Source organism: Allosaccharopolyspora coralli (assembly GCF_009664835.1).
Classification (GTDB): domain Bacteria; phylum Actinomycetota; class Actinomycetes; order Mycobacteriales; family Pseudonocardiaceae; genus Allosaccharopolyspora; species Allosaccharopolyspora coralli.
Window position 1 is genome coordinate 3,940,932 of record NZ_CP045929.1, and the last position, 13,776, is coordinate 3,954,707.

Genomic DNA, 13,776 nt, shown 5'->3' on the forward strand with positions numbered 1-13,776 from the left:
GAGACTGCGGACGCAGTCTCAGCCAGTGAGCCTGTCCTTACCGAAACCGTGCATCGAGGCGTCGAGCACCTGCACGGTGTGAGCCATCGGCATCTGTTCGCCGCGCCGTTCGAGCGCGGTACGGATCTGCATGGAACATCCGGGATTGGCGGTCACGAGCAGCTCGGCGCGAGTCTTGGCGACGTTGGCAGCCTTGCGGTCGCCAAGTTCCTCCGCCGCGACGGGCTGGAGCAGGTTGTAGATTCCCGCGGACCCGCAGCAGAGTTCGCCGCGTTCGATCTCGCGGATCGTCAGTTCGGGGATCTGCCGGAGCAGTTCTCTGGGTTGGCTTCGGATTCCCTGGCCGTGGCTGAGATGACACGCGTCGTGGTAGGCCACTTCGACGGGCAGCGGTTGTCGTGGCGCGACGGGCCCGAGTTCGGTCAGGAGTTCACTGACGTCCCGCACCCGCTGGGAGAAGTGTTCCGCACGTTCGGCGTACTCCGGATAGTCCTGCAACAGTCGCGGATATTCCTTGAGTGTGGAGCCACATCCGGCGGAGTTGATGACGACGTAGTCCACATCGGCGTCGGCGAAGGTGTCGAGCAGCGACTTGGCGAAACGGATCGCTTCCGGCTCCCGGCCGGAGTGTTCGCTGAGTGCGCCGCAACAGCCTTGTGCCTCAGGGATGACGACGTCGCAGCCTTCGGACGCGAGCACTCGCGCGGTCGCGGCATTGACGTCCGGGAAGAACGCGCTCTGCACGCACCCGGTGACCATCCCCACGACGGCCCGTCGTTCCCGCCGCGCGGTGACTCGTCTCGGCAGCACGGGCGCGCGTTCGATGGGCGGCGCGAGCGACTCCATCACCTGCAGATTCTTCGGCATCTTGCCCATGAGTCTGCTCGCGCGGAGTCGTTCGGCGAGCCCCGACTTCTGATACACGGCCAGGGGGCCGCGCAACAGGCGGAGCCGCTTCGGGTGCGGGAACAAGGAGAAGATCAAGGAGCGCAGCAGCTTTTCCGAACGACTGCGTTCGTGGCGGCGTTCGACCTGCGCCCGTGTCTCGCTGATGAGCGTGCCGTACTGCACGCCGGAGGGACATGCGGTCACGCAGGCCATGCAGCCGAGGCAGTTGTCGAAGTGTTCGACCATGCTCTCGCTCAGCGGTTCGCCGTCGAGCCCGGCCTGCATGAGGTGGATGCGTCCGCGAGGCGAGTCCATCTCCTCGCCCCAGAGGTCGTAGGTGGGGCACGCGGGAAGACAGAATCCACAGTGGACGCAATCGTCGACCAGATCGCGCTGTGGCGGATGCAGCAGGTCGAAAGCTTCCTGCTGTCCGTGACTGTGCTCCGCCGGTTGCCCGGGGCGAACAGCCTCGTCGGTCATCAGATCCCTCCCACGAAACGCCCCGGAGCGAGACGATGTTCCGGGTCGAACTGCGCTTTGGTGTTCTTGAGCAGGGTGAGCACGCCGGACGGAACGGGACCCCACGGATCGACCGTCGCGGTCACGGCGCGCGGCGCACGGACGATCACGGTGTTCTCGCCGGGAGCGGCGGTGACGGTGCGCAGGGCGGAGACCAGCTCGGCCACCGCGTCGGGGTCGGTACCCGCCGGAATGCCACCGTCGAGCACGCCGACCCCTGCCGCGCCGCGTAAGGACAGTTTCACGCCGGACCGTTGCGCCGCTTCGGAAGCGCGACTGATGACGCCCGGAATCGATGCGGGCCGGACCGTCAATCGCAAGCCGATGTCATCTCCGGTCCCGTGTGGATAGTGTCCCCACCACGCGGGCGGATCGTCGTGAACGTCGACGTTTGTGCCCGTTTCCCCGCCGACGAGTTCGGAGAGGGTGAGCGCTCGCTCATGGGTGGCATCGGCACGTCCCTCGAGCTGCGCACACACCGTTGTGCGCCCGTCGAGAGTGCGGTCGAGTTCCACCGCTGTGGGCATCGCCTGAGTGCGCTTGAACGCACGGAGCACGGCGTCGAGCATCGCCGGTTCGTCGGCGTCGACCGAGATCCACCGTCGCTCGGCGGCCAACGGATGCAGCCGGAAGATCGTTTCGGTGATGACGCCGAGAGTTCCGTACGATCCACTGTAGAGCTTGCCGAGGTCGTAGCCGGCGACGTTCTTGACGACCTTGCCTCCAGCCCGAGTGACGACACCGTCCGGGCGGACGACGGTGATTCCGATGAGCAAGTCTCGAACCGTGCCGTGGAGATGTCTGCTCGGCCCTGCCGCGCCGGTGGCGACGATGCCGCCGAGAGTCGCATTCGGCAATGGATGCTCGATCGACAGTTGCTGTCCGGACTGGGCGACCTGCTCCTGCACACGCCGCAGGGAGGTCCCTGCTTTCGCGTGCACGACGAGGTCACCGGCGGCGTGTTCGACGATCCCGTCGGCGGCGGAGAGATCCACCAGCAGATCGACCTCGCGCGGCGGAGCGCCCCAGTCGAGTTTGCTACCGGAACCGGTGGCCACGACCCGGAGTTCGTGTTCGGCCGCCACTCGCATCGCGGCCGACACCTGTTCCGTTCCGTCCACTGTCGCCACCCAACTCGGAGCGGCACCGCCGACGCTGTCGGTCTCGGCTGCGGCGCGAACGCGGTCCGTCCCGAGTGCGGCGCCGAGTGCATCCGGCACGGAGTTCTTCGTCGGAAGGGCCATCAGAACTGGTCCGCCAATCCTGCCTCGGTGAGCGGGTGCACGCCTCGGCGCGGGCCGGGCACCTCGCCGCACAGTCGGGGTGTCGGGAAGAGCTTGCCGGGGTTGCAGAGTCCGCGCGGGTCGAAGGCGCAGCGCACTCGTTGCATGGTGTCCAGGTCTTCGTCGGTGAACATCCGGCCCATGTACCGGACCTTGTCGGCTCCCACGCCGTGTTCGCCGGTGATGGAACCGCCCTGTTCGATGCACAGGTCGAGAATCGCGCCGGAAACCTGTTCGGCTCGCTGTTCGGCACCGTCCTCGGAGTCGTCGAAAAGGACGAGCGGGTGCAGATTGCCGTCGCCCGCATGGAAAACGTTGGCCACGCGGACGCCGGAGTCGGCCGAGAGCCGGGCGATCCGGCTGAGAACTTCCGGCAGAGAGGTTCGGGGAATCACGCCGTCCTGCACGATGTAGGCGGGGCTGATCCGGCCGACCGCGGCGAAAGCGGACTTGCGCCCCTTCCAGATCATCGCGCGTTCGTGGTCGTCGGCGGCGACGCGGATCTCGAAGGCTCCGTGGTCGCCGCAGTGGCGTTCGACCTCGGCAAAGGTGTGTTCGACTTCGGTGGCGGGTCCGTCGAGTTCGATGACGAGGACCGCTCCCGCTCCGTGCGGGTATCCACACTGGACGGCTTGTTCGGCGGCCTCGATGGACAGCGCGTCCATCATCTCGATCGCGGCAGGGGTGACGCCCGCAGAGATGATCGCGGAGACCGCGCCGCCCGCCTCGTCCGTCGACGGGAATCCGGCCAGGAGTGTCTGCACCGTTTCGGGCTTGCGCAGGAGTCGCACGGTGATACTGGTGACGACACCGAGCGTGCCTTCGCTCCCGACGAACGCGCCGAGCAGGTCGTAGCCGGGTGTTCCCGCGTGCAGTTCCACCAACTCGCCGTCGGGGGTGACGACGTCGACGGCGAGGATGTGGTTGCTGGTGAAGCCGTACTTGAGGCAGTGCGCACCACCCGAGTTCTCGGCGACGTTGCCGCCGACCGAGCACACCTGCTGACTCGACGGGTCCGGGGCAAAGTAGTAGCCGTCGGAGGCGACCGCCTTGCTGACGTCCAGGTTGATGACGCCGGGTTGGACGACCGCGCGTTCGTTGGCCAGGTCGATGTCGAGAATGCTGCGCATCTTCGACGTCACGATGAGCACGCCTTCGGCATGCGGCAGCGCGCCGCCCGACAGGCCCGTGCCCGATCCCCTGGCGACGAAGGGCACGCCCGCGTCGGCGCAGGCTGTGACCACGGCACGCACCTGCGCGGTGGTTTCGGGCAGAACGACCAGAGCGGGGACAACCTTGTAGCTGGCGAGTCCGTCGCACTCGTAGGTGCGGCGCTGTTGCGGGTCGGTGATCACGCACTCCGGCGCGAGGACCTCGTGACAACGCTCGACCACGCCGGCGATCTGCGGCGCGGCCACGGCCTCGGGGCTTGCCGACTGCATGATGAGCCTCCTCACCACGAGTTCCGGAGTACGAAACCCGCTCTCCGTCAGACGGAACGATAGGAGATCGAGCCACATAGATACAAGGGGTCGACAACCCGCACATTCGCCGTCGAGAGTGTCCTACAGCACATTCTCCGAAGGTGTCGAGGTTACCGTTTCGTCCTCGCGAGCGGCGTCCGAGTCAGCCCGTCGCGACGAGCGCCGGAACGAGTTGTTCAGCAGCGGTGAGCGAACCGTGGTGGCCGCGTAGCGACGACTCCATGGGCTCGGCGACCGAACGGACGATGCCGGAGTCGCGCATGACCACCAGGACGTCACCGATGCGTTTCCGCACGTCGCCGGGTACAGCCGAACCGAACCAGCCTTCGTCGATCGCCTGCTCCCGGCTGAGCACGAGACCGCCATCGCCCACCGTGGCCGACCATGCCGCGAGCACGTCGTCGTGCGCTCCGTCCTCGCTGTAGACCTGACGCGAACGGACCTCTCCGCCGATGAGCCGAACGCCCGCCTGCAACACCGGGTCCGTGTCCGCGTCGAGCACGGCCGCCGGGTCGAGTTTCACCATTCCGTGGTCGGCGACCACGACCAGAGCCGAGGAGGGCGGCATTCGGTCCGCGATCATCTCGACCAACCGGTCGATCTGCCGGAGCTGGAACCGCCACGGCATCGAGCCCGGCCCGTGCACGTGCCCGAGCAGGTCGAGGTCACCGTGGTAGGCGTAGCACAGCGTCGGCCCGCTGCCGGTGAGTGCGTCCACCACGCCGGAGGCGAGATCCCCGAAAGCGTTGACGCCGTGGAAGTGCGCGCCGCGAAAGGCCGCCCGCGTCAAGCCCGTGTCGCGGAATTCGCGCGGGACGACGAGCCGGACGTCGACCCCCTTGCCGGCGGCACGTTCCATCACCGTCTGTTCCGGCTGCGCCGTTTCCGGCGGCCACGAATCCAGGAGGCTCTGTCGTTCGTGCGGCGGGCCGCTCGTGGACCAGGACAGCGGCCGGAACAACGTTCCCGACGGCTCGGCGAAGGTGTACCCGACGATGCCGTGAGCTCCGGCGCACGTGCCGGTGCCGAGCGTCGTCAGGCTCGTGGCGGTGGTCGTCGGGAACCCGGCCGTGAGCGGCCGTCCCTCGAGCAACGACGCGAGGAAGGGAGCCTCGGAGGCGTGCTCGTCGAGCAGTGTCCATCCGAGTCCGTCGACGAGCAGTACCGCGATCGCCCGGCAGGGCGGGAACCCGAGTGTCGTGTCGGCACCACCGACCGCCGCCAGTGCCGCGGGTAGCACGTCGGCCAGGGACCGGCCGGGGTTCGGGGCGACGATCCAGGTCATGAACTCACCCTCACCCCCGGCGCCCGGGAGTTCAACCGGTGACAGGATGGGAACTTTCCTGTCACCGGTGACAGGAAAGTTCCCATCCTGTCAGCCCGCCCTCGCCGCAGGTCAGAAGCCGAGGGAGCGGCCGATGATCTCCTTCATGATCTCGGTGGTGCCGCCGTAGAGGGTCTGCACGCGCGAGTCCAGGTAGGCCTTCGCGACGGGATACTCGGTCATGTAGCCGTAGCCGCCGTGCAGTTGCAGGCAGCGGTCCACGACCCGCTTGTTCATCTCGCTGAGCCACCACTTCGCCATCGCCGCCTCCGGTACCGACAGCTCGCCGCGCAGGTGTTCGCTCACGCACCGGTCCACGAACACCCGGCCGATCTGGACCTCGGTCTCCATTTCGGCGATTTCGAAGCGCGTGTTCTGGAACTTGCCGATCGGGCGGCCGAACGCGGTGCGTTCACGGCAGTAGTCCTTGGTCAACGACAGGACCTTCTCGGCGCTCGCCGCGGATGCGACGGCGATCGACAACCGCTCCTGCGGGAGGTTCTGCATCAGGTAGATGAAGCCCTGCCCTTCCTCACCGAGCAGGTTCTCGGCGGGCACCCGCACGTCGTCGAAGTACAACTCGGCGGTGTCCTGGGATTTCTGCCCGATCTTGTCGAGGTTGCGGCCGCGTTCGAAGCCCGGCGTGCCCCGTTCGACGACGATGAGGCTGATCCCTTCGTGCCCGGCATCGGGGTCGGTGCGGGCGACGACGATGACGAGGTCGGCGAGAATGCCGTTGCTGATGAACGTCTTCTGCCCGTTGAGCACGTAGTTCTCGCCCTCGCGGACGGCGGTGGTGCGGATGCCCTGCAGGTCGCTGCCCGCGCCGGGTTCGGTCATCGCGATCGCGGTGATCGTCTCGCCGGAACAGAAGCCGGGCAGCCACCGCTGCTTCTGTTCCTCGGTCGCCAACGACTGCAGGTAGGTCAGGTTGATGTCGTTGTGCACCGGGGCGCCCCAGCCGCTGACGCCGCCTGCCACGAGTTCCTCGTCGAGGACGACGTTGAAGCGGAAGTCGTCGACACCACCGCCGCCGTAGCGTTCGTCGACGGCCATGCCGAGAAGTCCCTGTGCACCCGCCGCCCGCCAGGCGTCACGGCTGACGACACCGGCTTGTTCCCACTCGTCCACGTGGGGCACGAGTTCCTTCGCGACGAACGTGCGCGCCGTTTCCCGGAACGCTTCGTGCTCGCTGTCGAACAGGTCCCTGCGCATCGGGCTCACGTGTCCTTTCCGTTCTCGGTTCCCCACTCGACGGCCACAGCGTCGAGATCCTGGACTGCGTTCGGCACTGGGCCCGGTGCGGGCACCGCAGTGCGGGAGAAACGAGGTGCGGGCGCGGGTTGCACGGTCCCGTCGTGGTCGACGAACGTCCCCCGTTCCGCCATGTGCGGGTGGTCGGGCGCCTCGGCGAGCGACAGCACCGGGGCCACGCACGCCTCCGTCCCCTCGAACAGCCGGGTCCACTCGTCGCGAGTTCGTTCGGCGAACCGTTTGCCCAGCACGTCGCGGAGTACGGGCCAGGTCGAGGGATCGGCCCGGTCCGGAACCTCGTCCTCGATGTCCAGCACCCGCAGGAGTTCCGCGTAGAACTGCGGTTCCAGAGCCCCGACCGCCATGTGTCCGCCGTCGGACGTTTCGTAGACGTCGTAGAAGGGCGCACCGGTATCGAGCAGGTTGCTGCCGCGTTCCGGTTTCCAGCCGCCGGAAGCGAGCATGCCGTAGATCATCGTCCCGAGATGCGCGGAACCGTCCACGATGGACGCGTCGACGACCTGACCCCGGCCGCTGGAGCGCGCCTCGAACACTGCCGCGAGGAGTCCGACCGCGAGGTACAACGAGCCGCCGCCGAAATCGCCGACGAGGTTCAGCGGCACTTGCGGGGGCCCGTCCTTGCGCCCGATCGCGTGCAGCATCCCGGTCAGGGCGACGTAGTCGATGTCGTGCCCTGCCGTGTGGGCGAGCGGCCCGTCCTGTCCCCAGCCGGTCATCCGGCCGTACACCAAGCGGGGATTCACCCTGGCGCACTCGTCGGGTCCGATACCGAGCCGTTCGGCGACCCCTGGCCGGAATCCCTCGACGAGCACGTCGGCGGTCTCGACGGCCCGCAGCAACGCCGCGATGCCCGCGGGATCCTTCAGGTCGACCTCGACGGCCCGTTTCCCCCGGTTGACGACGTCGTCCTGCGCATGTCCACCTCCCCCGCCGGGGCGACCGACACGGACGACGTCGGCTCCGAGATCGGCGAGCAGCATCGCGCAGAACGGTGCCGGCCCGAGACCCGCGAGTTCGACGACGCGCAACCCGGCGAGGGGGCCTCGCGGCGTCGTCCGCTGTTGATCGATGTCCGACACGCGCGCACCCTCTTCCGGAGCTGTTCACGACTCTCTTAGTGTTACACTTTTGGTGTCACAGTGGTCAAGGAGTATTGTGCCCCCATGCTCGGCACAGCGGACGAAGAGCTCACCGTCGACGAACTGGCGGCGCGCGCGGGAGTCACCGTGCGCACCGTGCGCTTCTACGCCTCACGCGGACTCCTCCCCCCGCCGCGACTGCGCGGCCGGCTCGGCCTCTACGGCACCGACCATCTCGGGCGGCTCGAGCTGATCCGTGAGCTGCAGACCCTTGGGTTCACCCTCTCGGCGATCGAACGCCACCTCGAACGGATCCCCGACGACGCCACCGCCGAGGACCTCGCCCTGCACCGTGCGCTGCTCGCCCCGTGGACGACGGAGCACAGCGAGGACCTCACCCGGCACGAGATCGACCAGCGCGTCGGCAGACACCTCGACGACGAGGTCATCGAGCAACTCGTCTCGCTCGGCATCCTGCACCGCATCGAAACGGACAGCGAGCGGCTGCGGCTGCCGAGCCCGGCGATGCTCACGATCGGAGTGCAGGTGGTGGATCTCGGCGTTCCGAAGGACATGCTCCAGGAAGCCGATTCGATCGTGCGGGCACACACTCAGCAGATCGCCGTCGAGCTCCAGGACCTCTTCTCCCGCAAGGTGCTGCGTCCTTATCTGGACAGCGAACGCACCGATCAGGAGCGGGACCGGGTTCGGGCGCTGACCGACCAGTTGGCGCCACTGACGATCCAGGTGCTCGTCCACGGGTTCCAGCACGCGGTCAACGACGTGATCCGCGACCGGGTCTGAGCCGCCCGCTTCCCTCCCCAGTGGACACGATCGTCTCGGCTCCGACCGTCAGTCCGGCCGCCGGGACACATCGCGCACTTTCCTCCTTCGGATCAGATCAGCCCGGTCGAGGGACTGACGCGCTGGCAGCACCGCGAACTCTGGTGACGATCAGTAATTACCCGCGAGTCGGGTGAACCTCGATCAAGTGATCTTGGCGCCAAGGGGAGGTGCTGGGCCCGTTCGTGCCGATACATCAGGGGACGACCACGTCTTGCCCACAAGGGAGGAACCTCTCGATGTCCGCACACCGGTCCATCGGCGGCACCGTGCTCGCCGCAGCCGCCGTCGTCGGGGCCGCGCTCATCCCCGCCACCGCCCACGCCGGCCCGGCCGAGCCGGCCGAGCTCAGCGTGATGCACCTCAGCGTCACCAACCAGGCGAAGATCACCGAGTCCCGAAGCACCCTGCTCACTTGCGGGCCCGCAGGCGGGACCCACGCCAACGCCGCGCAAGCCTGTGCGGCGTTGGACGAGGCCGCAGGAAACTTCCAGGATCTGCAAGCGCAGAGCACGCAATGCCCGTTGATCTACGAGCCCGTCACCGTCACCGCCAAGGGGACGTGGAAGAACGCTCCGGTCGAGTTCACTCACGAGTTCGCGAACTCCTGCGTGCTGGCCGCGCAAACCGAAGGCGTGTACGACTTCTGACAGGGCATTGGGGAACTGGCTCTTGTGCCCGTAGGGCACGCCTCATACGTGCCCAGCCTCGACAGGGTGAGGAGCTCCGGCGTTCGGAGTTCGTGCCTCGCAAGGCAGGGGTTCTCGCCGCGTACGGCGTGGTACTCAAGAGGACTCCAACGCCGCGAGGCACGAACTGGGCGGCGGTACCGGACCACCCACCCAACTTCCACAACGCCTTCTGAGGTCGTCGGTGGCGGGTCGCCGACCCGCCACCGCACGCTACGGTGACGCGCATGGACTCCCAGCGTCACGAGCCCGACCGGGCCGATCGACGGTGGCCGCGACGGCTCTACCGGCAGGGAGTCGAACCCGACGCACGATTCACGCTCGCCAACGAACGCACCTTCCTCGCATGGCTGCGGACTTCACTGGCCCTGATGGCCGCCGGGGTCGCCGTCGAGGCGCTCGCGGCCGCGACCGGTGGCTCGAACGTACTGCGCACCATCCTCGCTCTCGCCCTGCTCGGCGCTGGAATCCTGTGCAGCATCGGGGCGTTCGCCCGGTGGTTCGCCACCGAACTCGCGCTGCGCACCGGCCGCCCGCTGCCCGCACCGAGGCTCGCACCCGTGCTCGGTGTCGGACTCGCCGTCGTGGGCGCGGCAACGTGCGTGTTGCTGCTGACCTACGGGGTGTGAGCCGTGACTTCCCGCTGGCACGAACCGGAAAGCCCCGGCCTGCAGGTGGAACGAACCACGCTCGCCTGGCTTCGGACCTCGCTCGCGTTCGTCGTGGGACTGCTGCTGATCGTGCGGTTCGTCGCGCACCACAGTGCGCTGCTCGCGGCGATCGGGATCACAGTCGCACTCCCGGCGGCACTACTCGTCGCCGCGCTCGCCGCCCGGCGCTTCCGACACTCCCTGTGGTCCTTGCCCACGCACGACACACTTCCCGACGGAGCGTTGCCAGCGGGTGTCGCCGCGTTGGGGCTCGTGGTCGGTAGCTGCGGCGTGGCCTACGTTCTGCTGAACTGAGCATTGCCGGACTGGGGTTGTCCGCGCAGCCACACCGCCGCGTTCGCGGGCAGCTCGCCCTCGGGCAGGTCCGTGCTGGCGAGCAGTACCTCGCCGGGGGGCCGCCGCACGGCTTCTCCCGTGGTGTTCAACGCACAGATCGCACCCCCGGCAGCCCTGCGGAACGCGAGACAGCCTTCCGGGGCTCCGTACCACTCGACGTCGTGATCCTGTGAGTCCCACAGTCGCTGCCGCAGGTCGATCCCGTTGCGGTACAACGACAACGTCGAGGAATCGTCCTCCAGTTGGGACTCCACCGTGAACTTCGCCCAGTCCGAATCCCACGGATCCCACGGCCCGGGCGCGGCGGAGAAACCGAACGGGGGCTCGGTTCCCTCCCAGAGCATCGGCGGTCGTACGGCCGAGTTCCGGATGGTCTCGGCGTTCGGCAATCCCAGTTCCTCGCCGTAGTCGAACCCGATCGACCCCGGCAGCGCCATGAGCACCAGCGCAGCTGCCCGAGCACGCTGCCGTCCGAGCACGCCCCCGCCGAAGCGGGTCGTCGGCAGCAAGCGGTCCGCGCGACCCAGTGACCACGAGGGGCACAACCCGTGACCGGGACGGGCCAGGACCGAGTCGGCGACTCGCCGCACCTGCACGGCGTCGAAGTCCGCCAGACCGAATCGCATGTCGACCCCGAGATGCATCGGAGGCCGCACCTGCGGGTCGCGGTACCAGCGCTCGTCGAGCAGGGCCGCGAGCACCGCGTCCGGATAGTCGTCGAAAACCGGGAGCGCCAGTTCCAGCATCCGGTGGAGGTCGTCGTCGATCGCCTCGGCCGACCGCGGCGCGGCCCCGAGGCGTATCCCGTCCATGCCCCGGTCCAGCCAAAAGGACACGCCGTCGGCGATCACGCGCGCCGAGTCCGGGCCGTTCAGCACCGAGCGGCCGAAGGCGAGGTCCAGCACCAAGCGCAGACCCGCCGTGTGCGCTTCGTCGACCAGCCGGTCCAACGACGGCAGGTCACCCGCCAGCGGGTCGAGTTCACTGCCTTCGCCGGTGACGGTGCGATCGAACACGTACGTCATCCACACCGCGTCCACCCCGAGCAACTCCAGATAGCCGAGGTGGCTGCGCAGACCGTTGATGTCGCCCACGCCGTCACCGTCGGAGTCGACGAAGCCGCGCACGTTGACCTGGTAGTACACGGCCCGGTTCCACCAGTACGCGCACCCGCCCGGCGACCGGGGAAATTCGGTAACGGCGCGCATGGCAGCCGAAGATACCCGGCGGTCGCCGGACCGGGCAGGCGACGTGCGGCCATCGTGTTCGGGTGGGTGTGGCGAACGTGGCCCGCCACACCCGCCCGTCAGCACTCGATGACGTTGACGGCGAGTCCGCCGCGCGCGGTCTCCTTGTACTTGACCTTCATGTCCCGGCCGGTGTCGCGCATCGTCTTGATGACCTTGTCGAGCGACACGAAATGCGAACCGTTGCCGCGCAACGCCATGCGGGCGGCCGTGATCGCCTTGACCGACGCGACCGCGTTGCGTTCGATACACGGGATCTGCACCAGTCCCCCGATGGGGTCGCAGGTGAGCCCGAGATTGTGCTCCATCGCGATCTCGGCGGCGTTCTCCACCTGTGCGGGAGTGCCGCCGAGCACCTCGGTGAGACCCGCCGCGGCCATCGAGCAGGCCGAGCCGACCTCACCCTGACACCCGACCTCGGCCCCGGAGATCGACGCGTTCTCCTTGAACAGCACGCCGATCGCACCCGCCGCCAGCAGGAAGCGCACGATCCCGTTCTCGTCCGCACCGGGCACACACCGCGCGTAGTAGTGCAGCACGGCGGGAACGATGCCCGCGGCCCCGTTGGTGGGCGCGGTGACGACCCGACCGCCTGCGGCGTTCTCCTCGTTGACCGCCAACGCGTAGAGCGTCACCCACTCCATCGCGTCATCGGTGTCGGTGAGACTCGCCCGCAGGTCGGCCGCGCGGCGCTGCACCTTCAGACCACCGGGCAGCACCCCGTCGGCCGTGCAGCCGTTGTGCACGCACTCCTGCATGACGTCCCAGATGTGGACCAGCCCGCGCCGGGTCGTCTCCTCGTCCCGCCACGACGCCTCGTTGGCCAGCATGAGTTCACTGATCGACGAACCGGTGCGCTGAGCTTGTTCCAGCAGACCGTCCCCTGTGGAGAACGGGTGCGCCACCGGCGTCTCGTCCTCCTTGATGCGGTCCGCGCCCGACGCGTCGTCGTCGACGACGAACCCACCACCCACCGAGTAGTAGGTCGCCGACAGCAGCGCCTCACCGGTCTTGTCCTGGGCCACGAACCGCATTCCGTTGGGGTGCAACGGAAGCGATTTGCGCCGGTGCATCACGAGATCCCGGTCCACCGAGTAGCGAATCTCGTGCTCGCCACCCAGCCGGAGCCGGTTCGTGGCCCGGATCTCCTCGACCCGGGGTTCCACAGCCCGAGGGTCCACCGATTCCGGTGCGTGACCTTCCAGCCCGACCAGGACGGCTTTCGGGCTGCCGTGGCCGTGGCCGGTCGCACCCAGCGATCCGAACAGTTCGGATTTCACTCGGGCGACGTCGTGCAGCCGCCCCGACTCTTGCAACCGCGACACGAACATCCGTGCCACACGCATCGGTCCCACAGTGTGTGAACTCGACGGGCCGATGCCCACCGAGAACAAGTCGAAGACACTGATCGCCATTGATCGGTACCTCCCCTCGCGAGGCGGGTCAGCTGGTGCCCGTGAGTTCGGCGTACTGCTGCGCTGTCAGCACCGTGCCGGGCTGCTCGACGCGAAGCTCCAACAGCCACCCCGCACCGAACGGTTCGGCGTTGACCAGGCCCGGCTCGTCGGCGACCGCCTCGTTGACGGCGACGACCTCACCGGTGGCCGGTGCGTACAGGTCGCTGACGGACTTCGTCGACTCGAGTTCGCCGCAGGACTCTCCGGCCTTCACCGTGTCGCCGACGTCGGGCAGCTGGACGTAGACGATGTCGCCGAGGGACTCGGCCGCGTACGGGGTCACACCGACCCGGACCACGTCGCCGCGGTCCTCCAGCCACTCGTGTTCCTCGGTGTAGCTCAGGGTGGTGGGAAGAGACATGGCAGGCTCCGTCCGTCGAGGGGTCGCACTCGTTGCAGCGGGCACGGACGCTCCGCGTCCCGTGCCTCCCCCTCTGTTGCGGAACCTGAGAGATTCACCGCACGAGGCGGCTTTCACCGTGGGTGCGCGCCGGGCACGCTTTCCAGAGTTGCCTCGGCCGAACGGTCATGGGTGCCTGAGAGTGTGCGGGGAGTCTTGCTCCTTCGGCGCCCCACGAGCTGGTCGCGGGGTCTCTCCCGTTCGGTGTCGACGGCCGGTGTGCGGTTGTCTGTTCGAGAAGCAACGATAATCGGGCCGTTCGCGCTGTCAACGGGCGGCTC

The 13,776-nt window shown here is 68.0% G+C and carries 13 protein-coding genes and 1 riboswitch; of the genes, 4 read left to right on the forward strand and 9 right to left on the reverse strand.

Annotated elements, in window-relative coordinates; all coding sequences use genetic code 11:
* Positions 1 to 18: 18 nt before the first annotated feature.
* The 6 genes from GIY23_RS18370 to GIY23_RS18395 form a co-directional block, all read right to left on the reverse strand.
* Positions 19 to 1,368: a (Fe-S)-binding protein gene (locus GIY23_RS18370; protein ID WP_154077800.1), complete on the reverse strand. Its 1,350-nt coding sequence runs from the start codon at positions 1,366 to 1,368 to the stop codon at positions 19 to 21.
* Positions 1,368 to 2,651 (reverse strand): FAD-binding oxidoreductase, encoded by a 1,284-nt coding sequence (locus GIY23_RS18375; protein WP_154077801.1) that lies wholly within the window; start codon positions 2,649 to 2,651, stop codon positions 1,368 to 1,370. The genes GIY23_RS18370 and GIY23_RS18375 overlap by 1 nt, the downstream gene beginning before the upstream one ends.
* Positions 2,651 to 4,132 (reverse strand): FAD-linked oxidase C-terminal domain-containing protein, encoded by a 1,482-nt coding sequence (locus GIY23_RS18380; protein ID WP_154077802.1) that lies wholly within the window; start codon positions 4,130 to 4,132, stop codon positions 2,651 to 2,653. Before GIY23_RS18380 ends, GIY23_RS18375 begins: the two co-directional genes overlap by 1 nt.
* A gap of 184 nt (positions 4,133 to 4,316) precedes the next feature.
* Complete coding sequence (locus GIY23_RS18385) at positions 4,317 to 5,459, reverse strand: alkaline phosphatase family protein (RefSeq protein ID WP_154077803.1); 1,143 nt, start codon at positions 5,457 to 5,459, stop codon at positions 4,317 to 4,319.
* A 111-nt stretch (positions 5,460 to 5,570) separates the two neighbouring features.
* On the reverse strand, positions 5,571 to 6,713 hold the full coding sequence (locus GIY23_RS18390; RefSeq protein ID WP_154077804.1) for an acyl-CoA dehydrogenase family protein: 1,143 nt from the start codon (positions 6,711 to 6,713) through the stop codon (positions 5,571 to 5,573).
* A 5-nt stretch (positions 6,714 to 6,718) separates the two neighbouring features.
* The gene (locus tag GIY23_RS18395) at positions 6,719 to 7,852 is read right to left on the reverse strand and encodes a CaiB/BaiF CoA transferase family protein (protein ID WP_323845420.1); all 1,134 of its coding nucleotides are present in this window, start codon (positions 7,850 to 7,852) and stop codon (positions 6,719 to 6,721) included.
* Between the two features lie 84 nt (positions 7,853 to 7,936).
* Here GIY23_RS18395 and GIY23_RS18400 point away from each other — a divergent pair, with 84 nt between their 5' ends.
* The 4 genes from GIY23_RS18400 (at position 7,937) to GIY23_RS18415 (ending at position 10,349) form a co-directional block, all read left to right on the forward strand.
* Entirely contained in the window at positions 7,937 to 8,656 is a 720-nt protein-coding gene (locus GIY23_RS18400; protein WP_154077805.1) for a MerR family transcriptional regulator, read from the forward strand.
* A 278-nt stretch (positions 8,657 to 8,934) separates the two neighbouring features.
* Positions 8,935 to 9,345 (forward strand): SSI family serine proteinase inhibitor, encoded by a 411-nt coding sequence (locus tag GIY23_RS18405; RefSeq protein ID WP_154077806.1) that lies wholly within the window; start codon positions 8,935 to 8,937, stop codon positions 9,343 to 9,345.
* A gap of 266 nt (positions 9,346 to 9,611) precedes the next feature.
* The gene (locus GIY23_RS18410; RefSeq protein ID WP_154077807.1) at positions 9,612 to 10,013 is read left to right on the forward strand and encodes a YidH family protein; all 402 of its coding nucleotides are present in this window, start codon (positions 9,612 to 9,614) and stop codon (positions 10,011 to 10,013) included.
* Between the two features lie 3 nt (positions 10,014 to 10,016).
* The gene (locus GIY23_RS18415) at positions 10,017 to 10,349 is read left to right on the forward strand and encodes a DUF202 domain-containing protein (protein WP_154077808.1); all 333 of its coding nucleotides are present in this window, start codon (positions 10,017 to 10,019) and stop codon (positions 10,347 to 10,349) included.
* Here GIY23_RS18415 and GIY23_RS18420 read toward each other — a convergent pair.
* The 3 genes from GIY23_RS18420 to gcvH form a co-directional block, all read right to left on the reverse strand.
* On the reverse strand, positions 10,331 to 11,599 hold the full coding sequence (locus tag GIY23_RS18420) for an alpha-amylase family glycosyl hydrolase (protein ID WP_154077809.1): 1,269 nt from the start codon (positions 11,597 to 11,599) through the stop codon (positions 10,331 to 10,333). The two genes, GIY23_RS18415 and GIY23_RS18420, sit on opposite strands and share 19 nt — an antisense overlap.
* A 98-nt stretch (positions 11,600 to 11,697) precedes the next feature.
* Positions 11,698 to 13,053 carry an L-serine ammonia-lyase gene (locus GIY23_RS18425; protein WP_154077810.1) on the reverse strand — a complete coding sequence of 452 codons (1,356 nt, stop codon included), beginning with the start codon at positions 13,051 to 13,053 and terminating at the stop codon, positions 11,698 to 11,700.
* Between the two features lie 28 nt (positions 13,054 to 13,081).
* Positions 13,082 to 13,456, reverse strand: coding sequence for a glycine cleavage system protein GcvH (gene gcvH / locus GIY23_RS18430; RefSeq protein ID WP_154077811.1), 375 nt, complete (start codon positions 13,454 to 13,456; stop codon positions 13,082 to 13,084).
* Positions 13,457 to 13,608: 152 nt separating this feature from the next.
* Positions 13,609 to 13,705, reverse strand: a riboswitch (glycine riboswitch).
* Between the last annotated feature and the right edge of the window lie 71 nt (positions 13,706 to 13,776).